Origin of the sequence: Clostridium chrysemydis, from assembly GCF_015234215.1 — a bacterium.
Taxonomy (GTDB): Bacteria; Bacillota; Clostridia; order Clostridiales; family Clostridiaceae; genus Clostridium; species Clostridium chrysemydis.
On record NZ_JADEKP010000002.1, the window covers coordinates 198005 to 222917 of the forward strand.

The following is a 24913-nucleotide window of genomic DNA, read 5'->3' on the forward strand; positions in this document are numbered from 1 at the left end:
ATTAACGAAATGTTAATATAATTTAAAGTAAAAAAATGCAATATCTTGTTTTATTTATATTATTATAGTTAAATAAATAATATAAATAAAATTTTGAGGTGTTTATTGATGGAGACAAAAGATTATATTAAAAATATTACTAAGGCTTCAGCCTATTTTATATTTAGAAATGGTCCAGCTAAAAAGCTTTATGATGAAGGGAAATTAACTGACGAAGAAGTAAGAGAAATGCAAGAATACTTACAAGATCACTTAGCTTATCTTTATGATGTATTATTAGATCAAAATAATCTTCAAAAGTTTGAACTTATAACAACTACTATGAATAACTTTTATGTAAATGACGATTCAGACATAAAAATGAATGATGGTGGCTTTGAACTTATGTATGAGGGTTTATTTGGTTCACCTAAAAAGACTAGTTCTATAGAGATTAAAAAATAAATTATTAAATCTAAAATATCCTTTTTAAAAATTATCTAAATTTTAATTAAGGATATTTTTTTTATTATCTTGATAAAAGCAAGGTTAATAGATTAAACTATAGATAGATAAAAATAGACAAAATTTGATACAAATAGATGAGGTGAGACTATGAATAATGTTGGAGTTTTCGATATATTAGGACCTATAATGATAGGACCTTCAAGTTCTCATACAGCTGGTGCTGCAAGACTTGGAAAAGTTGCAAGGGCTGTAGCTGGTGATGAAGTTTCAGAAGTTGTATTTGGTCTTCATGGTTCTTTTGCAAAAACTTATAAAGGACACGGAACTGATAGAGCTTTAGTTGCTGGGATTTTAGGGATGGAACCTAGCGATAAAAGATTAAGAATAGCTATGGATATAGCAAGAGAAAGAGGATTAAAGTTTTCTTTTAGAGAGGAAGATTTAGGAGATGTTCACCCAAACACAGTTAGGTTTATAATGAAAACTGTATCGGGGGAAACTAGAGAAGTTATGGGTTCTTCTATAGGTGGCGGAAGTATTAAAATGACTGAAGTTAACGGAAATAAAGTAGAATTTACTGGAGAGTACCCAACATTAATAATATCTCAAGAAGATGTTCCAGGAGTAGTTTCAAAAGTAACTAGATTACTTTATGATGAAGGAATAAACATTGCATATATGAGCGTTTTTAGAAGACAAAAAGGACAGGGCGCTAATATGGTTTTCGAACTTGATAATAAATTAGATCAAAAAACATTAAATAAGATAAAAGTATTAGAACATATAAGTAGAGTAATAATGATAAACCCTGTTAAGGACGGTGAATAATAATGGTAGCTAGAAGTGGAGAAGAGCTTTTAAAAATATGTGAAGATAAAGGTATTTCTTTAAGTGAGTATGCTCTTTTAAGTGAAATGCAAAATGCAGGTGAAAATAGAGAAGTTATCTTTGAAAAGATGAGAAGAAACCTTAAAGTTATGATAGATGCAGTTGAGGAAGGAACTGAAACTGAAGTTTATTCTGTAAGTGGGCTTATAGGTGGAGATGGATATAAAATCAACGAATATTTAAAGCGTGGAGAAACTTTAACTGGAAGGACTACAGTTATGGCTATGGCTATGGCTCTTGCATCATCTGAAGTTAACGCTTCTATGGGAAGAATAGTTGCATGTCCTACAGCAGGGTCTTGTGGTATACTTCCAGCTGTTGTTCTTGCAGCAGGTGCTAAACTTAATAAAACTGAAGATGAACTTGTAGATGCTTTATTTGCAGCAGCTGCAGTTGGAACTATTATAGGAATGAATGCAACTCTTTCAGGAGCTGAAGGAGGTTGCCAAGCTGAGTGTGGATCAGCTGCTGCTATGGGAGCTGCGGCCGTAGTTCATATGATGGGTGGTACTGTTAAGATGAGCTTAGACGCTGGTGCGATAGTTTTAAAAAATATTTTAGGACTAGTTTGCGACCCTGTAGCTGGACTTGTTGAAATTCCTTGCGCTAAAAGAAATGCAGCAGGTGCTGTAAGTGCACTTTGCACAGCAGATTTAGTAATGGCAGGAGTAGAGTCAAAAATTCCTTTTGATGATACTGTTACAGCTATGTATAGAGTAGGAAAACAACTTCCACCATCACTTAGAGAAACAGGACTTGGCGGAGTTGCAGTTACTGAAGCTGGACTTGAACTTAAAAGAAAAGTTTTTGGTGATGACTAGTATTTAAGTAGACTTAAAACCAAAATTGGTATATCATAAAATAGTAAAAGTAAATAGAAATTAATTCTAGGGGAGCTTTTAAAAGCTGAGATTGGATTTTTCCTAAACCCTCAATACCTGATTTGGATAGTGCCAGCGTAGGGAAGAACTATTTTAGTAAATAAAGTTATTTAGATATTTTAAAGTAGTTAACCTTTTGAAGGCTAACTACTTTTTTTGTTACAAAAATTTATATCTTTAGAATTAATTTTTAAAATATCGAAAAAGGGGATGTTTTTATAGAAAAGAGTAAGAGTTATAAATTAGCACTAAGCGGGATTTTAATAGCTTTAGCTGTAATTTTAGGAAGCTTTTCGATTCCTATTTTAGGAGCTAGAGTATCTCCTATGCAGCACTTTGTAAATGTTGTATCAGCTGTGCTTCTAGGACCTTTTTACGCTTTAGGAAATGCATTTTTAGCTTCTTTAATTAGGAATATTTTAGGAACAGGAAGCCTTTTAGCATTTCCAGGAAGTATGATAGGAGCATTTTTAAGCGGGCTTTTATATGAAAAATATAAAAGTAAGATTGCAGCTTGTTTTGGAGAGTTTATTGGAACTGGGATTATAGGCGCATTAGTAGCATATCCTGTAGCGGCTCTTCTTATGGGAAAGGAAGCTGGATTATTAATTTATATAATTCCGTTTTCAAGCAGCTCTTTAGTAGGCGCATTTATAGCGTATTTACTACTAAGGGCAAAAAGTATAGAAAATATTTTTAAAAAAGTAGAAACATAATTTGAGAGGATAAGGTGATTTAGATGTACAGAGCACTAACAATAGCAGGGTCAGATAGTTCGGGAGGAGCTGGAATTCAAGCAGATATTAAATCATTTCAAGCAAATGGAGTTTTTGGGATGAGCGTAATAACAGCAATTACAGCACAAAATACACAAGGAGTTTTTTCAATTCAAGATATAACTCCTGATATGATTGAAGATCAAATAAAAGTTATATTTGATGATATAAGAGTTGATGCAGTAAAAATCGGAATGGTATCAAAAATAGAATCAATAAAAGCTATAGGAAAATCTTTAAGAAATATAGAAAATCTTCCTAAAGTTATAGTAGATCCAGTTATGGTTTCAAAAAGTGGATTTAAACTATTATCAGAAGATGCTAAAGATACTTTAATAGAAGAATTATTTCCTCTAGCGACTCTTGTAACGCCAAACCTTCCAGAAGCTGAAGAAATATTAGGAAGAGAAATAAAAACTCTAGAAGATATGAAAGAAGCTGCATTAGATTTAAAAAAACTTGGACCTAAATACGTTTTAGTTAAGGGTGGTCATTTAGAAGATGATGCTACTGATCTTTTATATGATGGAGAAAAGTTTACTTATTATAAACAAGAAAGATTAAATACTAAAAATACTCACGGAACAGGATGCACGTTATCATCAGCTATAGCTGCAAATTTAGCTAAGGGAATGAGTATTGAGGAAGCTGTAAGAGAAGGTAAAAGATACATTACAGTTGCAATAGAACATGGGATTGAACTTGGAAAAGGGGTAGGTCCTACCAATCACTTCTATGAGTTATATAAAAAATCTGGTTTATTATAAAGGAGAATAAGTGGTATGGAATTAAGAGATATTTTAAAAAGAGCAGAAAAGTTTAAGGTTTTAAGCCCATTAGTAGATTCAATTACTAATACAGTGACTATGAATGATGTAGCACAAACTATATTATCATACGGTGGAAAGCCTATGATGATAGATGACTTAAATGAAATAGAAGAGGGCGTTAGTATATCTAACTGTCTTCATATAAATATAGGAACTTTAGGGTGTGAAAAGGCAGATAGCATCTTAAAAGGAGCAAAAAAGGCTAAGGAAAATAATATTCCTATAGTTTTAGACCCTGTAGGTTGTCACGTTACTAAAGTTAGAAGAGATTTAGTAAAAAAATTATTAGATATAGGGGTAACTTTAATTAAGGGGAACTTAACTGAAGTTAAAAATCTTTTAGGTCTTAAGAGTGAATTTATAGGGATAGATTCTATGGATGATTCAGGCTACACAGAGGAACTAAGAAAAGACTTAAGAGATTACTCAAAAGAAAAGAAAACAATAATAGTAATAACAGGTAAAGAAGATTATATAACTGATGGATTTAGAGAAATAAGAATAAATAATGGAGTATCAAAGCTTTCATTAATAACTGGGACTGGCTGTATGCTTGGAGGTATGCTTTCAGTAGAGTGTGGTAAAGATTTAGGAGAAAATCTTATATTTGGGTGCACTAAGGCTCTTTTAACTATGGGGATTTCAGGAGAATTTGGAGAAGAGAGAAGTAAGGATTTTGGTCTTATGAAGTTTAAATACGAAACTCTAGATAAATTATCTATTTTAACTGAGGAAGAAATTATAAAAAGAGGGAAGGTAAAATATGAAGAATTTTAAAGATAAGAAAATATATTTAGTAACTGACCACAGATTAGAATTTGAATCTCTACTTAAAAAGGTTAGAGAAGCTTTAGAATCTGGAGTTTCTTTAGTCCAATATAGAGATAAGGATGTTTCTACTAAAGTTATGGTAGAGAGAAGTAAAAAAATAAAAGATTTATGCGATGAGTTTAACTCTATTTTTTTAGTGAATGATAGGATAGATGTTGCTTTAGCTGTAGATGCTGATGGGGTTCATGTAGGACAAGACGATATGACTTGTAAAGAGGCTAGAAAAATCTTAGGCTCAGAAAAAATAATAGGTGTTTCAACTAAAACATTAGAAGAAAGCATTAAGGCTTTTGAAGATGGTGCTGATTATTTAGGGTGCGGTGCAATTTATAGCACATCTACAAAAGATACTAGCGTTATAAGTATAGAAATTTTAAAGGAAATAAGAGATAAAGTAAAGTTACCTGTTTATGGGATAGGCGGAATAAAGCTTGATAATATAACAGCTGACTTAAAAGCAAATGTCGACGGAGTAGCAGTTATAACAGCTATTTTAGATTCTAAAAATATAAAAGAAACAGTCAATAAATTTAGTGAGAAGTTTATGTAATAAAAAATGGCGGGACAAGCCCTTACAGGGGTGGGTATATTTTTTGAAAAAATTAGCTTACGAAATGTTATATTAGTTTGTTGTTTTCTATAATTTAAGATATGGAATTTTAGAAAATGAAAAATTTATTTTGAAATTAGACTAGCTTATGTAATAAAGATACTCAAAATATACTTATGAAATGTTATATTACTTTGTTGTTTTAAGAATAATAAATGAATTAAGACAAGCATTTTATAAGTATTTAGTTAAGATAATAAATAAGTAGCTAATAAATGTTATATAAAATTGTTGCTCACAAAATTAAGGAGTTTTGATAAAATTATTCTAAGATAAGGTAATGTTATACTTTTCTAATTTAAGATAATAAAAGCCAAGGGATGCATCAATCACTCCCCTTGGCTTTTATTAAATTTATTTATGTTTTTTCTAATATTTTTTTTGCGAGTCTATTGTTGTAAATAAACATTATAAGTGATGCACCTATAATTAAGGCATATCCAATAAAGCTTAAGTAATCTGGTATTTGTCCAAATAATAGGAAACCTATTATAGCTGAGAATATTATTTGAGTGTAATCGTAAATTGATATTTCTCTAGCTGGCGCATATTTATATGCTGATGTAAGTGCAAACTGTGCGATAGATGCAAATACTCCTGCCATAAATAAGTAAAAAGCTTGTATTGGGTTTGGCATAACAAAATCTGCAATTACAAATGGCAGTGTTGAAACTATTGAAAATGCAGAAAAGAAAAATACTATTGTAGGTCCTTTTTCTTTATTCCCTAAAAACCTTACAAAGGTATAAGCGCCTCCAGCAAATATTGCAGATGATGCACCTATTAGTGCCGGAATAACTGACAAATTAAATGAAGGTTTTATTATAAATAAGCTTCCTACAAAAGCTATAATAAGTATTATCATTTGCTTTGGAGTTATTTTTTCTTTTAAGAATATATAAGAAAAAATAATTACAAAGAAAGGTGAGAGCTTGTTTAACATATTAGCATCAGCTAAGATTAAATGCTCTATAGCATAGTAATTTGCAACTATTCCTAAAGTACCAAGTAAAGATCTTCCAATTAAATATTTTCTATTTTCTTTTTTACCAAAGAAACTATCTCCACTTTTTACTATAATATAAAAGGCTACAACAAAGCTTACTGAATTTCTAAAAAGACTCTTTTCTATAGAGGGAATATCCCCAGAGAGCTTAACAAAAGTACTCATTAAAGCAAAACCAAGAGCTGAAATAATTATTAATATTATTGCTTTTTTCTTGTCGTTCATAAAGTTTCTCCTTATTAGTTTTTTTATAATAATTACACTATACTACTATAAATATAATTGCAAGGAGGAAAGATTGTGATTATAGATATTAAAATATTCTGATATTTTGTATTTTGATAAATAGAAGTGATATAATATAAAAGTTAAAGCTTATAAAATGTTTGGAGGGAATTAAATGAAAGTTGGAGTTATAATGGGAGGAATCTCATCTGAGAGAGAAATCTCATTAAAAAGTGGTAATTCAATTTTAGAAAATATAGATAGAAATAAATATGATGTTTGTGGCATCGTTATAGATAAAAAAGAAGATATAATACATAAGGTATTAGAAGAAAAAATAGATTTTGCACTTTTAGCACTTCATGGACAATTTGGTGAAGATGGTACTGTTCAATCAGTTCTTCAAGCCTTAGATATACCTTATTCAGGTTGTGGACCTTTAAGTAGTGCAGCTTGTATGGATAAGGATATGACTAAGAGTCTTTTAAAGGTAGCTGGAATTAGAACAGCGAAGTGGATAAACTTAAGAAGCTTAGAAGAGTTAAATTACGAAGAAATAGAAAAATTAGGATATCCTATAGTTATAAAACCAACTCACGGAGGTTCAAGTGTTGCTACATTTATAATAAAATCAAAAGAAGAGGTAGAAAACGCAGTTAAAGAAGCCTTTAAATGGGACACAGAAGTTATGATTGAAAAGTTTATTAAAGGTGAAGAGATAACTTGTCCTGTTTTACAAAATGAAATGTACCCTGTTGTTGCTATAAAGCCAAATGCAGAATTTTTTGACTTTGAAGCTAAATATAAAGATGGTGGTTCAGATGAATATGTTATAGAACTTGAAGAAAAACTTCATGAAGAAGTTTTAGATATGACACTTAAAACTTTCAGAGCTTTAAAGTGTGCTGTTTATGCAAGAATTGATTTTATAATAACTGAAGATAAGGTTCCATATCTTTTAGAAGTTAATACCTTACCTGGAATGACTAAAAATAGTTTATTCCCTAAAAGTGCAGCTGGAAAAAATCTTTCTTATGCTGAGTTAGTGGATAAAATAATAGAAGAATCTTTAAAAGAAAAGAGATAATTTAAACTTAAAAAGAATTTAGTATAGATTTAATATATAGGATGAGATACTAGTATTAGTATCGCATCCTATATTTTTTTTGATATCTAGTTTAAAATAAAATGTAGAAGTTTGTTTAAGAAAATATTAAGAAAATCTCTAGGGTTTTATTAAGATATAAACCTTAGAATAAGAGGTATATTGGAGGTATAAGTAATGGAAAAAGAGAGAATTCTTATTGTAGATGATGAAAAAGAAATTAGAGATTTAGTTGAGATATATTTAAAGGGCGAAGGATATGAAACTTTTAAAGCTGAAAACGGTATAGAAGCTTTGAATCTTTTAGAGGAAAAAGATATAGATTTAGTAATTTTAGATGTCATGATGCCAAAGATGGACGGTATAAAGACTTGTTTAAAAATAAGAGAAAATTCTGAAATGCCAATAATAATGTTATCTGCTAAATCAGAAGATATAGATAAGATTTTAGGACTTAATATGGGAGCTGATGATTATTTAAGTAAACCATTTAATACATTAGAACTTATAGCTAGAGTAAAATCACAACTTAGAAGATACAAAAAATTCAATAAATTTTCTAAAGAAGAAGACACAAGTTTAGAAGTTAATATTGAAGATTTAAATATAAAATTAGATACTCACGAAGTATTCTTAGGAGAAGAATTTATAAAATTTACTCCAACTGAATTTGATATTTTAGTTTTACTTGCTAAAAATCGTGGAAAAGTATTTTCTATTGTAAATATTTATGAAAGTGTATGGAAACAAGAATATTTAGAATCAGATAATACTGTTATGGTACACATAAGGAAAATAAGAGAAAAGATAGAAGAAAATCCTAGAAATCCTAGATTTATCAAAACTGTATGGGGGGTAGGATATAAAATTGATAAATAGAAAAAAAGACAAAGGGGAAAAACCTAAAAAAGAAAAGCTTAGGGTAAGATTAAAAAATAAATTTAGTAATAGCTTTATTGGAAGAAATTTAAAGGAGCTAACAATTAGAATTAAGTTTTTAATCCAAAGGTTAGATAGGAAGATAAAGCAAAGTGTTCAATTTGAATTAGTTATTGCTATAATAGTTTGTTTTTTAATAGCCGGTGCTATTTATATGGTTACAAATAATCTATTTAGAAATATTGTATATACATCAGTTATTAAATATGATTATGATTCTTTAAGTAATAATGCTGAAAGCATGGCAAGATATATTGAGGAAAATAGAACTGTTGATGTTAATGGAGAAAAGAGAACTATAGATATTAATGATAATAAATATTTCCAAGATGTGTTTAATATGTATAAGCACGAAGGAGATTTAGTATTTATAACTGATCTAGAGGGGAATGTCCTAAGAAAAACTCCTAACGTATCTAATGAAAAAGTAGATATATTTAGTGTTTTAAAGGGAATATCAGAAAATAAATACGAAGAAGAATTTTCTGTAGAACATAACGGTAGATACGATATTTCAACAAATCAAAGTAAACCAAAAGAGTTTACAGCACTTTATCCTATTTCACTTGGAAAAGAACAATATTACTTAGTTTATAAAGCGATTCCAACAGGACGGATTGAAAATCTAGAAAAGACTGTTGAAAACTCATTTTTAGCTATGGTGCTTGCGTTTTTAGCATTCATTATTCTATTTTTAATAGTAACAAAAAATAAAATGAAGTATATTCACGAGATTTCAGAAGGACTTAAAGTAATTGCAGAAGGTGAATTAGATTATGTTATTGCTGAAAGAGGAGAAGATGAAATATCTAGAATATCAAAAAACATAAATATAATGGCAAGAGAAGTAAATAAGCAGATTGAAGCTCAAAAGTTAGCAGAAAAAACAAAGTCAGACCTTATAACTAATGTTTCTCACGATTTAAGAACTCCGCTTACATCAGTTATGGGATATATAGGTTTAGTTAAAGATGGAAGATATGATTCAGAAGAAAAAATGAAAGAATATTTAGATATAGCATTTAATAAATCAGAGCAACTTAAAGCTCTAATAGAAGATTTATTTGAGTACACTAAAATAAATAATAGTGATATGACTTTAGAAAAGAGCGAAGTAAACTTAGTTGATTTTATTTCTCAAATTTCAGAAGAAATGAAACCTTTCTTTGAAGAAAATGATATAGAGCAAATACTTACATTATCAGATGAAAAGATAATATTAAGTTTAGATGTATCAAAGATGGTTCGTGCTATTGAGAACCTTTTAACTAACGCTGTTAAATACTCTTATAAACCAGGTGCAGTTATAATAGGAGTTTATAAGAAAGATAACTTTGTAACTATATCAGTTAAAAATAGAGGAGATAATATTCCAGAAGAAAAACTTCAAAAATTATTTGATAGATTCTATAGGTTAGACGAATCTAGAAATACAAATAGTGGAGGAACAGGGCTTGGGCTTGCTATAACTAAAAATATTATCGAAAGACATAACGGTAAGATTTGGGCAGAGTGTTACGGAAACGATATAAGTTTCTATGTAAGATTTAGAATGTAGTAACTTTTTACCTAAATAATAATATTCTATTAAGGAGAAATATTATTATTTGGAGGATATATGCAAGATAAAGGTCCAAAAGACACATTTGGGATTGATTTAAATGAATATAGTCAAAATGTTGACTTTAAAGTCTTAGCAAGCACTATAGACTTTCTATACTTAAGGTCTTCTGGTTCAGGAAGTGGAAAGTTTAGAGAAGATAAAAAATTCGTTGAATTTGCAAAACAAAGTAGAGGATATAAAATTCCAGTTGGTGCATATCACTTTGGGGTACCATCATATAATTTAGTAAGTGCGGATGAACAATGTGATGATTTTATAGGAATACTTCAAAAAGGATTCGGAAATAAAAATTACGGAGATTTGTTTCCTGTCCTAGATGTTGAAACTCCTATAGAAAATAAACTATCTAACGATGCAATGTTAAACTGGATAGATAGATTTAGAAATAGGTTTGAAAAAAAGACTAGAAGAAGACTAATGCTTTATACAGGTACATTTTTCATAGATCTTTACGGAGATTTTAAAAATAGTAAGGGAGAGCAACCTTTAAAAAATATGCCGCTTTGGATTGCTATGTATACAAATATTCCAAATAACCCTCCATATCCACCAAACGTTGGCGGATGGACTAGGTGGAGGATTTGGCAGTATTCAGAAAATGAAAATGTAAAAGGTGTTGGAAACCCAGTTGATGCAAATTTTGGGGTGAAATTAGATCTTTTAACTCAACCTAGAGAAGTACAGGGCTTAAAAGCTTATGCTGATAATAAATTTATCCACGTAACTTGGGAAAAAAACACAGACATAGACCTTTTAGGGTACAATATATTTGTTGATGGATATTGGATTGGAACTGTAGACAAAGTAGACACCTCTTACAAAATTCCACTAAGTAAGATATACAAACCTAAAGGTAGGATGCTTGAAATAGGAATAGATGCTTTTGATTACGATGGTGAATCTTCAAAAATTAGATCAAAAGTAAAGATAGAAGGATAAAAATGAGTTAGGTTATAAAGTGAGGAAAGTTATCGAAAAAATAACAGGATTTACTCTTCTTTATAGCTTAACTCTAATTATATTTAAAATTTTATTAATAATCATAAATATATCTCAAAATAAATCATTATTACGATAAATTACTTAAAATATGCTATTTTGTAATATATAATTTATTTGGTAGATTTATGAATGGACAACTCTAAATGAATGGGGGAAATGTTAAGTGAGCGAGCCTAAAGGAAGTAGTAAGAAAAAGAACATTATAATCGGAACATCAGTTGCAGCGGTATTAGCTTTTGCGGGGGTATTTGGTTACATATCTTTTGCAAGGGAAAATGTAGAGAAGTATGAAAATAAAATTTATCCAGGAGTATTTGTAGGAAATGTTGATTTATCTAATAAGACGTTAGATGAAGCAAAGGTATTATTAAAAGATAATTATACAGAGAAAATTGATAATAAAGAAATAACTATAAAGGTAGAAGGAACAGATAAAGAGTTTAAAGCTAAATATAAGGACATAGATCCAAAATATGATTTAGATTTAACAGCAGAAGATGCTTTAAAATATGGAAAAGATGAAAATCTTTTAGAAAAAAATTCTTTAATTAGTAAGGGGAAAAAGACTGATATTCCTATAAAGTTTTTTTATGATAACAAAAAGTTAGTAAACTTAGAGGAAAAAATAATAGATAAGCTTAGTAATAAACCTCAAGATGCTAAGATAACTATAAGCACTGGTGGTGCTAAGAATATTACAGAAGGAAAATCAGGTAATGTTATAGATAAAAAAGAATTAGACACTAAACTAAAAGAAGCGGTAAATGGTGATTTATCAAAAGAAACAGTTTTAACTGTAAATACAAAAGTTCAAGAACCTAAAGTTTTGAAAAAAGATTTAGAGAAAATAAATGGTGTTATGGGTGAGTATTCAAGTGCATATACTACTTCAGATTATTCAAGGTCAACAAATATAGCAGTTGCAACTGACTTTGTTAATGGGACGCTACTTATGCCAGGAGAAGTATTTAGTTACAGCGAGGCTACTCAAAGAGATAAAAGCAGATATAAAGAAGGTAATGTTTATATAAACAATAAAATAGAAAAAGACATAGGTGGAGGGATTTGCCAAGTTTCAAGTGCTTTATATAGAGCAGTTATGAGAGCAAATTTAAGACCAGCTGAAAGACATAACCACTCACTTACAGTAGGTTACGCAAAGCCAGGATTAGATGCTACAGTAGCTTGGGGATATTTAGATTTTAAAATAAAAAATACTTATGATTTCCCAATATATATACAAGGATACACAAGTAACAAGGTAGCTACTTTTAAAGTATATGGTGATAAAAATGCATTAGGTGGAAAAACTTATGAGATGGCTAATGAGATTATAAGAACTATTCCGCCAACAGAGAAAATAGTTAATGATCCAACGCTAGAAGAAGGAAAGAGAGTAGTTGAATCAGCAGGACAAGCTGGTTATGTAGCTAAAGGGTATCAGTTAACTTACAAAGATGGAAAAGTTATAAAAAAAGAATTGGTTTCTACAGATACTTACGCTATGGTTCAAAAAGAAGTAAGAGTTGGAACTAAAAAGCCAGAAGTTAAACCAGAAGTTAAGCCAGAAGTTAAGCCGGAAGCCCCAAAAGAGGATCCGAAGCCAGAAGCTGGAGACCCAGCAGTTCAAACTCCGACTACTTAAAAGTTTAAAATTTTATCATTAAAGTTATATTTAATTTAAATTAAAGTTTTAGGTGGAAGAAAAAGTTAATTAAATGTATAATGTTTTATAGATAATATAGCAAGTTAAATATTTAACTTGCTATATTTTAAAGTAAAGGTAATTTTGGAGGGAACATAAGCTATGACAAAAAATAAATACAAGATGGTTTGTATAGATATGGACGGAACTTTACTTGGGGAAAAACATAAGATTAGTGACTTTAATAAAAAGATATTAAAGGAAGCTTCTGATAGGGGTACTCATATAGTAGTAACAACAGGGAGATTATATAATAATGCTGCGTATTTTTCAGAATTTATAGGAGCAAAATCAGCGGTTATAGCCGGTAATGGAGCAGTTATTCGTGAAAAATATTCAGAGGATGTTATCTATAGAAGTAAGATTAATAGCGAAGCTATAAGAAAGCTATTTAAAATGGCAAAAGATTGCAAAGTAATTTTACATATGCACACAATAGACGAAATAATAACTAATTCATATCTAAGTGCTTTTATAGGTAAAATAATATTACCTTGCAAAGAATTAGATGATTTTAATATAAGGCTTAAAACTATAAAAAGTGAAGAGCATTTAGAAAATTGGCTTAAAGAAAATGAGGGTAAGGTAACTAAATGTATAGCCTTTAGAAAAACTAAAAAAGGGCTTAGAAAATTTAGAGATAGATTAAAAGAGATAGATGGAATAACTTTTTATCTTTCAGGAGACTCAAGTATAGAGATAAATGAAAAGGGAGTTTCAAAGGGAAGAGCCGTTAAAGTACTTGGAGAAAAGTATGGAATAAAAAGAGAAGAGATTATTTGTATAGGTGATAATGAAAATGATATAAGTATGATAGAGTATGCAGGTCTTGGAATTGCAATGGGAAATGGTATTGATAAATTAAAAGAAAAAGCAGATTATATCACAGATACAAATATTGAAGATGGTGTAGGAAAAGCTGTTAAAAAGTTTGTTTTAGATTAAAAATTAAAATTTAAAATTTTGACATTAACTTAAGTAGTGTAGTATTATTTCTATATTAGGTTAATGTTAAGAGTTAAGATGAAAGGAGTTTCATCTTATTTTTTCTTAAAATGGAAGGTGATTTTTTTGAGTATAAATATAGTTTTGTATCAACCACAAATACCACAAAATACAGGTAATATAGCAAGAACTTGCGTATTAACAGACGCAACGCTACACCTAATTAAACCACTTAGTTTTGATATAAGTGACAAACAGGTAAAAAGATCAGGATTAGACTATTGGGATGAATTAAAATTAGAAGTTCATGAGAGCTATGAAGAATTTATGAAAAAATATGGTGATAGAAACATATATTTAGCTACTACACATGGTGGAGAACACTATGACGAAGTTGAATATAAAGATGGAGATTTCATAATGTTTGGAAGAGAAACATGTGGGGTTCCAGAAGATGTACATAATGCGCATGAAGGTATCAGAATTCCTATGATAAAGTCAAGTACAAGAAGCTTAAATTTATCAAATACAGCAGCGATAGTAGCATATGAGGCATTAAGACAGCTAGGATTTCCAAATATGAAATAGTAGAAAGGGATACTGAAAAATGGAAAAAATAAAAATTATAACAGATAGTACAGTTGACTTACCAAAAGACTTACTAAAAGAATTAGACATAGAAGTTTTACCAGTTCTAATTAACTTTGGAGAAGAGAGTTATTTAGATGGGGTAGAAATTGAACTACCTGAAGTATTCGAAAGAATAGAAAATGGAGATGTGTTCCCAACGACGGCACAAATTACTCCAAACAGATTTGTAGAAGTTTATAAGAAATATTTAGATGAAGGATATAAAGTCCTTTCTATAATAATGTCATCAGGTATGAGTGGAACGTATCAATCAGCTTGTTTAGCAAAACAGATGCTTGAGACTGAAGATGTATATATAGTAGATTCTCAAACTATTACATCAGGACTTGGCTTATTAGTTATAAAAGCTGCAAAGCTTAGAGATTCAGGAATGCCAGTTTCTGAGATAGCAGAAGAAATCGAAGATTTAAAATCTCATATAAATTCATCATTAAGCTTTGAATCTTTGGACAACTTAGTTAGGGGTGGAAGGCTACCTAAAGCAGTTAGTGTAGTAACTGGAATACTTGGAATTAGACTTATCTTAGAAGTGAGAGATGGGGTTATGGCACTTAAAGATAAGGTTCGTGGAAATAAAAAGGCTGCTAAAAAAATAATTTCTGATATTGAGAAATTTAAGCCTAGAAAAGATTTGCCAGTAATTTTAATAAACCTAGATAGTGATGAGATATATACTGTTTTAAGAGATTATTTAGAAGAAAATAATATAGAATATTTAGAAGTTCCGATAGGATGTTCTGTTGGAATTCATTCAGGGAATAAAGCTGTTGGCTTTTTCTTTGCAAGTGAAAAATAATTATCAAAAAATCCGTGCTAAGCATGGATTTTTTTATTTTGGGAAAAATAATCTTAACTTAAACTAAAGTGAGGTGATAATTTTGGAAAAAATAAAAAATAATAGGGAAATTTCATTTTTGTTCGTAATCATAGTATGTTTATATATCATTACATCAATTACAGGCTGTACAAATAGATTTAAAAAAGAAAATATTTTAAACAATAATAATACAGTAGCTCTATTTGCACCAAGTTTTGAAGATGAATCCTTTGGAGATATAAGTAAACGAGGGGTAGAAAAGGGTGCTGAAAAGTTTTCTCTAAACGCAATTTATGAAGAGTTAGATGAATCAAGTGAAAACGAAGGAACTATACGAAAGATTTGTGCAAAAAGTGATCTAATAATATTTATTGGAGCTCCCTACCAAGATATAGTAAAAAAGATGTCTAGAGAAAAAAGAATAAAAAACTTCGTTATAGTTGACTGCGTAATAGATGAACCTAACGTAAAGTCTATAACTTACAACCACGAAGAAGGTGGATATTTGATGGGTGTTATAGCAGGAAACGAAACTAAAACTAAAAAGGTTGGTTATATTGGAGGGAAGGACGATGAAGACGGAATTAAATTTTTAACAGGTTATGCTTGTGGAGTAAAAACTGTAAACAATGGTTTAGAAAAAGATTTAGTTAACAGAGAAAATGTTAGGTTTGTAGAAGCTTACCAAAATGAAGAAAAAGCTTACAAAGAAGCAAAAGCATTATATGAAAATGGTTGTGATATAATTTTTCATTCCGCAGGGAAGTCAGGGAGTGGCGTGTTTAAAGCTGCAAAAGAATTAAATAAAAAAGCAATAGGAGTAGATAACGACCAAGGCGAGGTAATTAAAGAATATAAAGATGTAATAATATCTTCTATGATGAAGTACGTAAACAAAGCTCTATATGATGTTACAGGAGATTTTGTTGAAGGTAAATTTAAAAGTGGACTTATGAATAAATCAGAGTTTGGTATAGCTGATGGAGGTATAGATTATGCTCCTTCTACTTATAAGCATGTATCTAAAGACACTATGAAAAAATTAAAATTTTATAAAGATAAAGTGAAAAGTGGAGAAATTAAAGTTCCAAACAGACTGTTTGAGGTAATACAATTTAAAGCCTAAATTTCCTAATATATGCTATAATGATTACAGAAATTAATTTTTAAGAGTATTAGAGAATATTAGTAGGTGATAATATGAAAATGGATTATTCTATTAGCTTAACTCAAGAACAAAAACTTGTTATGACTCAAGAAATGCAAATGTCAATTAAGCTTTTACAAATGTCTGTTACTGAACTTAGAGAATATATAGATAAAGAATATGCAGAAAATCCAGTCTTAAATTTAAAAGAAGATTACAGTGAAAAATCTTCAATAAGTGAAGACAACGGAATGGATAAATATGATTACAAAGAGATGATAAAATACTTTGAATTTGATAATTATGGTGCTCAAAGCTATAGTTCATATGATAACGAAGATGTGTCACCATTTAACTTTATTTCAGAGAAGAAATCTCTTAAAGAGTTTTTACACGAAGAGCTTATGGAAATGGAAGTAGATAATCTAACTAAAGAAATAGGAGATTACATAATAGAAAATTTAGATCATAGAGGATATTTAGAGTGTAAGACTAAAGATATAGCAGAAGAACTTAATATAGAAGAAGAAAAGGTTTTAAAATCTTTAGAAGTAGTTCAAGATTTAGAACCTTACGGAATAGGGGCTAGAGACATTAAAGAGTGTCTTCTTATTCAATTAGATAAATTAGCTTTAGACGATGAAATAATGGTGGATATAGTAAATAATCACTTAGAAGATATAGCAAACAACAAATACGGTGATATAGCTAAAAAATTTTCTATTTCACCAAGGGAAGCTCAAAGGTATGGGGATGTAGTTAAAAAATTAGAGCCAAAACCTTCAAGAGGATTTTATACTGGTGAAGAAGTTAAGTTTATAATCCCAGATGCAGCTATACGTGAAATTAATGGTGAATACGTTATAATAATGAACGATAGTGTAGTCCCGAAGCTTTCTATAAGTAATACATATAAAACTATCATAAATAATGATGAAAACAAAGAAACTACAGATTACGTAAAAGAAAAGCTTAATAAAGCATTATTTTTAATAAAGAGTATAGAACAAAGAAGAAGTACTCTCTATAGAGTATTAGAAAAAATTATAGAAAAGCAAAAAGAATACTTTAAACGCGGGGAAAATTTTTTAAAGCCTATGACTTTAAAAGAAATTGCAGAAGAACTAGAACTTCACGAGTCAACAATAAGCAGAGCAATAAAAGATAAATATATCTTAATTGATAGGGGAACTGTGAAAATTAAAGATTTATTTACTACAGCTATAGGAAATGATGAAGATTTAGGAGTTTTAAAAATAAAAAATAGAATAAAAGAAATAATTGATGGAGAAAATAAGTCTAAGCCTTACTCAGATCAAAATATTTCTGATATGTTAAAAGAGGAAAATATTAAAATTTCAAGAAGAACTGTAGCAAAATACAGGGAAGAAATTAATATCCCATCTTCTAGTAAAAGAAAGCGATTATAAAATATATTCTATAAGAGATAGGGCAAAAGTAAATTTAAATTACTTTTGCCCTAAATTTTTCTAAAGAAGTAATCTCGTTCCTACAATCTATCTTAAGCTAGTCTACTCTAAGGCTAGCGTGTATGTAAAATATATGTAAAGGATATTAATTTAGAAGAATTAACAAAAAACTTTTAATTTAGGGTTTAAAAATTGGCAGATATAACTTATAATATAACTTGTGGGACGAAAAAAAATAGAGTGGGTCTTTGGATGACCAGAGGAGTGTTTTAAATTGCAAGAAATAATTCATTTGCAAAAGAAAATAGTTCCTGAAGTTGTAGATTTACTAGAAAAAAGGTACAATATACTAAGGGCCATTTATTTTAATCAACCTATAGGCAGAAGAGTTTTAGCAAATGAACTTCACTTAAGTGAAAGAATAGTTAGAACTGAGATCACTTTTTTAAAAGGACAAGGGCTTATAGAGATTAATACTCCAGGTATGACAGTTACTAAAGAAGGTGAAGAGCTTGTTTACAAGTTAAACGCTTTTGTGCACGAACTTAAAGGACTTTCTGATGTAGAAAGTGAAGTTTGCGGTCTTCTTAAAGTTAAAAAAGTAATAATAGTCCCAGGAGACGTAGATAAGAATCCTGCAATTCTTAGTGATTTAGGAAAAGCAGCTTCAAACTACTTAAAGAAAATGGTTAAGGATAATGATACCATAGCAATTACAGGAGGCACTGCCGTTAAAGAGACAGTTGAATCACTGTCAAAGGTTAACAATGTATCTCGTGTCCTAGTAGTTCCAGCAAGAGGTGGAATGGGAAGAACTGTTGAAGTTCAAGCAAATACATTAGCAGCCTTACTTGCAAGTAAACTAAATGGAACTTATAAAATGCTTCATATCCCTGAAAATATCAGTCCAGAGCTTTTAAAGTCTCTTAAAGAAGAAAGAGAAGTAAAAGAAGTTTTAGAATCTGTAGAAAATGCAGACATATTTCTTTACGGAATTGGAAATGCTATAGAAATGGCAGAGAAAAGAGGTCTTTCAGAAAAGAGTATTGAAAAGTTAAAAAGTCTGGAAGCTGTGGGAGAAGCATGTGGATGTTACTTTAATAAAGCTTCTAAAGTGGTTGCAAAAACAACTGCTATTGGAATAAATATTTTTGAAGCTAGAGGGATTAGCACACATATTGCTGTCGCTGGTGGAAAAAATAAGCTTGAGTCAATAATTGTTACTCAAAAGGGTAATACTAACGGAGTATTAGTTACTGACGAAGCTTGCGCTAGAGAAATCGTAAAGATTTTATCTAAGCAAAATAATTAATAAAATCGTTTATAAAAAAAATTTTTATAAAGGCTATTTTTAGGAGGTATTTACAATGGTAAATGTAGCAATTAATGGTTTTGGAAGAATAGGAAGATTAGCTTTAAGATTAATGATCAACAACCCTGAGTTCAACGTTGTTGCAATCAACGACTTAACAGATGCTAAAACTTTAGCACACCTATTCAAATATGATTCAGCACAAGGAAGATTCGATGGAGAAATCGAAGTTAAAGAAGGAGCTTTCGTAGTTAACGGAAAAGAAATTAAAGTTACTGCAGAAAGAGAACCTAAAAACTTACCATGGGGAGAATTAAACGTAGACATCGTTTTAGAGTGTACTGGATTCTTCGCATCAAAAGACAAAGCTTCAGCTCATATCGAAGCAGGCGCTAAGAAAGTTGTTATCTCAGCTCCAGCTGGAAACGACCTTCCAACAGTTGTTTACAACATAAACAATGAAATATTAAAAGCTAGCGATACAGTTATCTCAGGTGCTTCATGTACTACTAACTGTTTAGCACCAATGGCTAAAGTATTAAACGATCAATTCGGTTTAAAAGAAGGATTCATGACTACAATCCACGCTTACACTAACGATCAAAATACTTTAGATGCACCACACGGTAAAGGTGATTTAAGAAGAGCAAGAGCTGCTGCTGCTTCAATCATCCCTAACTCAACTGGAGCTGCTAAAGCTATCGGATTAGTTATCCCAGAATTAGCTGGTAAATTAGACGGAAACGCACAAAGAGTTCCAGTAATAACTGGATCATTAACTGAGTTAGTTTGCGTACTTAACAAAAACACTACAGTTGAAGAAATCAACGCTGCAATGAAAGCTGCTGCTAACGAATCATACGGATACACTGAAGATCCAATAGTATCATCAGACGTAATCGGAATCAGCTTCGGATCATTATTCGATGCAACTCAAACTAAAATCATGGAAGTTAACGGAGAACAATTAGTTAAAGTTGCTTCATGGTATGATAACGAAATGTCATACACTAACCAATTAATCAGAACTTTAGGATACTTCGCTAACTTAAAGTAATCTATTAATTAGATAGTAATTAAAAGTTTTATAAGTCTGGTTTTGTAGTATAAGGCTATAAGGCCAGACTATTTTAAAATTCAAATATAAATTTTATAAGAGGTGAATGAGATGAACTTCAATAAAAAGACTGTAGAAGATATTCAAGTTAAAGGTAAGAAAGTCTTAGTAAGATGTGACTTCAACGTTCCATTAAAAGATGGCGTTATAACTGATGAAAATAGATTAAATGGAGCACTTCCAACTATTAAATACTTAGTAGATAATGGTGCAAAAGTTATCCTTTGCTCACACATGGGTAAACCAAAAGGAGAAGCTAAAAAAGAATTCTCTTTAGCACCAGTTGCTAAAAGATTAAGCGAAATGCTTGGTAAAGAAGTAGTTTTTGCAGCTGACGACAACGTTGTTGGAGAAAATGCTAAAAAAGCTGTTGCTGATATGAAAGATGGAGACGTTGTTTTATTAGAAAACACAAGATTCAGAAAAGAAGAAACTAAAAACGGAGAAGAATTCTCTAAAGAATTAGCTTCACTTGCTGACGTTTTCGTTAACGATGCTTTCGGAACTGCTCACAGAGCTCACTGTTCAACAGTAGGAGTTACTGAATTCTTAGATACAGCTGTTTGCGGATACTTAATTCAAAAAGAATTAAAATTCTTAGGAAGCGCTGTTGAAGCACCAGAAAGACCTTTTGTTGCTATCTTAGGAGGAGCTAAAGTTTCAGATAAGATCAACGTTATAAACAACCTTTTAGAAAAAGTTGATACATTAATCATCGGTGGAGGAATGGCTTACACATTCTTAAAAGCTCAAGGATATGAAATCGGAACTTCATTAGTTGAAGCTGATAGATTAGACTACGCTAAAGAAATGATCGATAAAGCTGAAGCTAAAGGTGTTAAATTCTTATTACCTGTAGACCACAGAGTAGCTGCTGAGTTCAAAGATGTTGAAGCAGTAGTAACTGAAGATCAAAACATTCCAGCTGGATTCATGGGATTAGATATCGGACCTAAAACAGAAGAAATATATGCTGATGCTGTAAGAGAAGCTAAAACAGTTATCTGGAATGGACCTATGGGAGTATTCGAATTCGATAACTTCAACAAAGGTACTATTGCAGTAGCAAAAGCTATGGCAGAATCAGACGCTACTACTATTATAGGTGGTGGAGATTCAGCTGCAGCTGTTAACATCTTAGGATTCGGAGATAAAATGACTCACATCTCAACAGGTGGTGGAGCTTCATTAGAATTCTTAGAAGGTAAAGTATTACCAGGAATCGATGCTTTAAACAGCTAATTTAAAAAATAGTTTTTATAAATTAATATTGGCCATCCGGAAGAGAATATTTTGGATGGCTAATTTACTAAATAAGTAAATTATTATAGAGGTGAATTAAATGAGAAAACCAATAATCGCAGGAAACTGGAAAATGCACAAAACTCCAGCAGAAGCTGTAGAAATGATAAACGAATTAAAACCATTAGTGAAAGATGCTACTTGTGATGTAGTAGTATGCCCAACTTTCGTATGCTTAGATGCTGCTTTAAAAGCTGCAGAAGGATCAAACGTTAAAGTTGCTGCTCAAAACATGCACTTTGAAGAAAAAGGAGCTTTCACTGGAGAGGTTTCACCAGTAATGCTTAAAGCTATGGGAATCGAGTACGTTGTAATCGGACATAGTGAAAGAAGAGAATACTTCAACGAAACAGACGAAACTTGTAACTTAAAAGTTAAAGCTGCTTTCGCACACGATATAACTCCTATCCTTTGCTGTGGAGAAACTTTAGAGCAAAGAGAATCAGGAAACTACGTTTCAGTTTTAGCTGGACAAATCAAAGCTGACTTAGCTGGATTAACTAAAGAGCAAGCTGAAAAAGTTGTTATCGCTTACGAGCCAATCTGGGCTATCGGAACTGGTAAAACTGCTACTTCAGAACAAGCTAACGAAACTATAGCTGCTGTAAGAAACGTTGTAGCTGAAATGTTCGGTAAAGAAGTTGCTGATAAAGTAAGAATCCAATACGGTGGATCAGTTAAACCAGGAACAATAAAAGAGCAAATGGCTCAATCAGACATTGACGGAGCTTTAGTTGGTGGAGCTAGTTTAGTAGCTTCAGACTTTGCTGCTATCGTTAACTATTAATCCTAAATCTTAGATTTATTAGTAGATTTAACTAAAAAAGCAATAGTCATGATTGAATAGTAATTCTTTCATAACTATTGCTTTTTATTGTTATGGAAATTTTATTGTAGTATAATAAAAACGGTACAAAAAGAGAAATTTAATATTAAGATGTACTTGATTGTTTTTAAATAAATGGAGGTAGAGATTATGACTAAAAAACCTGTAATGTTAATGATAATGGACGGTTTCGGTTTAGAAGCAGCTTCAGAAGGAAACGCAGTATCATTAGCTAAAAAACCTAACATAGATAGATTAATGAAGGAATATCCAAACACAACTTTAGAAGCTTCAGGAATGGCTGTTGGTCTTCCAGAAGGACAAATGGGTAACTCAGAGGTTGGACACTTAAACATAGGTGCAGGAAGAATTGTATACCAAGAGTTAACTAGAATAACTAAAGCTATGGCTGACGGAGAAGTTTTCGAAAACGAAGCTTTAAAAAATGCTATGGAACACGCTAAAAAGAACAACACAGCACTTCACTTAATGGGACTTTTATCTGACGGGGGAGTTCACTCTCACATAGAACATTTAAGAGGATTATTACAATTCGCTAAAAATGAAGGAATACAAAAAGTATATGTTCACGCATTTATGGATGGTAGAGACGTAGCACCATCATCAGGTAAAGAGTTTATAGCTAAAACTGAAGATATGATGAAAGAAGTAGGAGTAGGTCAAATCGCAACAATCAGCGGAAGATACTACGCTATGGATAGAGATAACAGATGGGAAAGAGTTGAACTTGCTTACAACGCTATCGTTAAAGGTGAAGGTGAAACTGCAAATAGCCCTCTTGAAGCTATCGATAAATCATACCACGATAACAAAACTGATGAGTTCGTATTACCATGCGTAATAATGGAAGATGGACACCCAGTTGCAAAAGTTAAAGATGGAGATTCAGTAATATTCTTCAACTTTAGACCAGATAGAGCTAGAGAACTTACAGCTGCATTAGCTGAAAAATCATTCGAAGGTTTCAAAACTGAAAAAATGAACTTAACTTTCGTTACAATGACTCAATACGATAAAACTTTTGAGTGTGTAAAAGTTGCATTTAAACCACAAACTTTAACTAATACTTTAGGAGAGTTCGTTTCAGCTAAAGGATTAAACCAATTAAGAATAGCAGAAACTGAAAAATACGCTCACGTAACATTCTTCTTTAACGGAGGAGTTGAAACTCCAAACGCTAACGAAGATAGAGCATTAATAGCTTCACCAAAAGTAGCTACTTATGACTTAAAACCAGAAATGAGCGCTTACGAAGTAACTGATGAGTTATTAGCTAGAATAGATAGCGATAAATATGACATGATAATCTTAAACTACGCAAACCCAGATATGGTAGGACATACAGGAGTTATCCCAGCAGCTGTTAAAGCAATCGAAACAGTTGATGAGTGTGTAGGAAAAGTAGTAGATAAAATATTAGAAAAAGATGGATCATTATTTATAACAGCTGACCACGGAAACGCTGAAAAAATGATAGACTTCTCAACAGGAAATCCATTTACAGCTCACACAACTATGCCAGTACCATTTGTTTGGGTTTCAAACCACACAGCAGGTAAAACATTAGAGCACGGTAAACTTTCAGATATAGCACCAACAATGCTAGGAGAAATGGGATTAGAACAACCAGTTGAAATGACAGGACATTCTTTAATCAAATAATTTAAACAATATAAACCACCTCAAGATTTCTTGAGGTGGTTTTTTGCGTTTATTACTAAATTGTAGTAAATGAAGTAATTCTAAGGTAATATTTAAAATGTAATATTAAAGTATAAAGTTAAATAAAAGCTTTAGGAGGGTAAATATGAAGATAATAAAAGTTAGAGATTTAAATAAGGTTTATGGAAAGAAGGATAATTTAACTTATGCTTTAAAAGATGCAAATTTAGAAATAAATAAAGGTGAATTTATAGCTATAATAGGGGCATCAGGTTCTGGGAAAAGCACTTTGCTTCAACTTATAGGAGGTGTTGATTTTCCTACATCAGGAGAAGTTATTATAGATAATGAAAACATATATAATTTAAAAGAGAATCCACTAGCTATTTTTAGAAGAAGAAATATAGGATTTGTTTTTCAGGATTTTAATCTGATACCAATGTTAACTGTTGAAGAAAATATAGAAATGCCAGTTCTTTTAGATTGTAGAAAAGTAGATAAAGATTATAAAAAAAATTTAATTAAAACGCTAGGTTTAGAAGGTAAAGAAGATTCATTACCTTCAGAATTATCAGGAGGGCAAAAGCAAAGGGCAGCTATAGCTAGAGCTTTAATAAATAAACCTTTAATAGTTTTAGCAGATGAACCTACAGGTAATTTAGATAGTGAAAATTCTAAAGAAGTTTTAGAACTTTTGAAAGTTTCAGTTAAAAAGTATAACCAAACAATAATCGTAGTTACTCACGACATAAATATTGCAGAGGAAGCAGACAGGATTATAAGGATAAAAGATGGGATAGTTACGGAGGGGTAA

General features: G+C 30.8%; 24 protein-coding genes and 1 riboswitch. Of the genes, 23 read left to right on the forward strand and 1 reads right to left on the reverse strand.

Going from position 1 to position 24913, the window contains the following annotated elements:
• The first annotated feature begins 108 nt into the window (after nucleotides 1-108).
• The 7 genes from INR60_RS08865 to thiE all read left to right on the forward strand — a co-directional run bounded on the left by INR60_RS08865 (nucleotide 109) and on the right by thiE (nucleotide 5203).
• A complete protein-coding gene (locus tag INR60_RS08865) occupies nucleotides 109-444 on the forward strand; it encodes a hypothetical protein (protein WP_194191161.1) in 336 nt (111 codons plus the stop codon).
• A gap of 150 nt (nucleotides 445-594) precedes the next feature.
• Nucleotides 595-1275, forward strand: a complete 681-nt coding sequence (sdaAB, locus tag INR60_RS08870; RefSeq protein ID WP_194191162.1) for an L-serine ammonia-lyase, iron-sulfur-dependent subunit beta — start codon at nucleotides 595-597, stop codon at nucleotides 1273-1275.
• Between the two features lie 2 nt (nucleotides 1276-1277).
• Nucleotides 1278-2156, forward strand: coding sequence for an L-serine ammonia-lyase, iron-sulfur-dependent, subunit alpha (sdaAA, locus tag INR60_RS08875; protein WP_194191163.1), 879 nt, complete (start codon nucleotides 1278-1280; stop codon nucleotides 2154-2156).
• A gap of 58 nt (nucleotides 2157-2214) precedes the next feature.
• Nucleotides 2215-2317: riboswitch (TPP riboswitch) on the forward strand.
• A gap of 117 nt (nucleotides 2318-2434) precedes the next feature.
• A complete protein-coding gene (gene thiW / locus INR60_RS08880; protein ID WP_194191388.1) occupies nucleotides 2435-2932 on the forward strand; it encodes an energy coupling factor transporter S component ThiW in 498 nt (165 codons plus the stop codon).
• A 23-nt stretch (nucleotides 2933-2955) separates the two neighbouring features.
• Entirely contained in the window at nucleotides 2956-3759 is an 804-nt protein-coding gene (gene thiD / locus INR60_RS08885) for a bifunctional hydroxymethylpyrimidine kinase/phosphomethylpyrimidine kinase (RefSeq protein ID WP_194191164.1), read from the forward strand.
• Nucleotides 3760-3774: 15 nt separating this feature from the next.
• Nucleotides 3775-4599, forward strand: a complete 825-nt coding sequence (gene thiM, locus INR60_RS08890) for a hydroxyethylthiazole kinase (protein WP_194191165.1) — start codon at nucleotides 3775-3777, stop codon at nucleotides 4597-4599.
• Nucleotides 4586-5203, forward strand: a complete 618-nt coding sequence (gene thiE / locus INR60_RS08895) for a thiamine phosphate synthase (RefSeq protein ID WP_194191166.1) — start codon at nucleotides 4586-4588, stop codon at nucleotides 5201-5203. Before thiM ends, thiE begins: the two co-directional genes overlap by 14 nt.
• A 418-nt stretch (nucleotides 5204-5621) precedes the next feature.
• Here thiE and INR60_RS08900 read toward each other — a convergent pair whose 3' ends face one another.
• Entirely contained in the window at nucleotides 5622-6494 is an 873-nt protein-coding gene (locus INR60_RS08900) for a DMT family transporter (protein ID WP_194191167.1), read from the reverse strand.
• Between the two features lie 175 nt (nucleotides 6495-6669).
• On the opposite strand from INR60_RS08900, the gene INR60_RS08905 reads away from it, so the two are divergent.
• From INR60_RS08905 to INR60_RS08980, 16 genes are all read left to right on the forward strand, one after another.
• Nucleotides 6670-7581: a D-alanine--D-alanine ligase gene (locus INR60_RS08905; RefSeq protein WP_194191168.1), complete on the forward strand. Its 912-nt coding sequence runs from the start codon at nucleotides 6670-6672 to the stop codon at nucleotides 7579-7581.
• A 195-nt stretch (nucleotides 7582-7776) separates the two neighbouring features.
• Complete coding sequence (locus INR60_RS08910) at nucleotides 7777-8478, forward strand: response regulator (protein ID WP_194191169.1); 702 nt, start codon at nucleotides 7777-7779, stop codon at nucleotides 8476-8478.
• A complete protein-coding gene (locus tag INR60_RS08915; RefSeq protein WP_194191170.1) occupies nucleotides 8468-10096 on the forward strand; it encodes a sensor histidine kinase in 1629 nt (542 codons plus the stop codon). The genes INR60_RS08910 and INR60_RS08915 overlap by 11 nt, the downstream gene beginning before the upstream one ends.
• A 60-nt stretch (nucleotides 10097-10156) precedes the next feature.
• Nucleotides 10157-11101: a glycoside hydrolase family 25 protein gene (locus INR60_RS08920; protein ID WP_194191171.1), complete on the forward strand. Its 945-nt coding sequence runs from the start codon at nucleotides 10157-10159 to the stop codon at nucleotides 11099-11101.
• Between the two features lie 226 nt (nucleotides 11102-11327).
• Nucleotides 11328-12809 (forward strand): VanW family protein, encoded by a 1482-nt coding sequence (locus tag INR60_RS17625; RefSeq protein WP_194191172.1) that lies wholly within the window; start codon nucleotides 11328-11330, stop codon nucleotides 12807-12809.
• A gap of 162 nt (nucleotides 12810-12971) precedes the next feature.
• The gene (locus INR60_RS08930) at nucleotides 12972-13814 is read left to right on the forward strand and encodes a Cof-type HAD-IIB family hydrolase (protein ID WP_194191173.1); all 843 of its coding nucleotides are present in this window, start codon (nucleotides 12972-12974) and stop codon (nucleotides 13812-13814) included.
• A gap of 126 nt (nucleotides 13815-13940) precedes the next feature.
• Nucleotides 13941-14402 (forward strand): tRNA (cytidine(34)-2'-O)-methyltransferase, encoded by a 462-nt coding sequence (locus tag INR60_RS08935; RefSeq protein ID WP_194191174.1) that lies wholly within the window; start codon nucleotides 13941-13943, stop codon nucleotides 14400-14402.
• A 19-nt stretch (nucleotides 14403-14421) separates the two neighbouring features.
• Nucleotides 14422-15261 carry a fatty acid kinase binding subunit FakB gene (gene fakB, locus INR60_RS08940; protein ID WP_194191175.1) on the forward strand — a complete coding sequence of 280 codons (840 nt, stop codon included), beginning with the start codon at nucleotides 14422-14424 and terminating at the stop codon, nucleotides 15259-15261.
• A gap of 82 nt (nucleotides 15262-15343) precedes the next feature.
• Nucleotides 15344-16408 (forward strand): BMP family lipoprotein, encoded by a 1065-nt coding sequence (locus tag INR60_RS08945; RefSeq protein ID WP_194191176.1) that lies wholly within the window; start codon nucleotides 15344-15346, stop codon nucleotides 16406-16408.
• A 74-nt stretch (nucleotides 16409-16482) separates the two neighbouring features.
• Nucleotides 16483-17859 (forward strand): RNA polymerase factor sigma-54, encoded by a 1377-nt coding sequence (rpoN, locus tag INR60_RS08950; protein ID WP_194191177.1) that lies wholly within the window; start codon nucleotides 16483-16485, stop codon nucleotides 17857-17859.
• A gap of 274 nt (nucleotides 17860-18133) precedes the next feature.
• On the forward strand, nucleotides 18134-19171 hold the full coding sequence (locus INR60_RS08955; RefSeq protein ID WP_194191178.1) for a sugar-binding transcriptional regulator: 1038 nt from the start codon (nucleotides 18134-18136) through the stop codon (nucleotides 19169-19171).
• Between the two features lie 55 nt (nucleotides 19172-19226).
• Nucleotides 19227-20228 (forward strand): type I glyceraldehyde-3-phosphate dehydrogenase, encoded by a 1002-nt coding sequence (gene gap / locus INR60_RS08960; RefSeq protein WP_194191179.1) that lies wholly within the window; start codon nucleotides 19227-19229, stop codon nucleotides 20226-20228.
• A gap of 111 nt (nucleotides 20229-20339) precedes the next feature.
• Entirely contained in the window at nucleotides 20340-21530 is a 1191-nt protein-coding gene (locus tag INR60_RS08965) for a phosphoglycerate kinase (protein WP_194191180.1), read from the forward strand.
• A 100-nt stretch (nucleotides 21531-21630) separates the two neighbouring features.
• A complete protein-coding gene (gene tpiA / locus INR60_RS08970; protein WP_194191181.1) occupies nucleotides 21631-22377 on the forward strand; it encodes a triose-phosphate isomerase in 747 nt (248 codons plus the stop codon).
• Between the two features lie 189 nt (nucleotides 22378-22566).
• The gene (gpmI, locus tag INR60_RS08975; protein ID WP_194191182.1) at nucleotides 22567-24099 is read left to right on the forward strand and encodes a 2,3-bisphosphoglycerate-independent phosphoglycerate mutase; all 1533 of its coding nucleotides are present in this window, start codon (nucleotides 22567-22569) and stop codon (nucleotides 24097-24099) included.
• A 145-nt stretch (nucleotides 24100-24244) separates the two neighbouring features.
• A complete protein-coding gene (locus INR60_RS08980; RefSeq protein WP_194191183.1) occupies nucleotides 24245-24913 on the forward strand; it encodes an ABC transporter ATP-binding protein in 669 nt (222 codons plus the stop codon).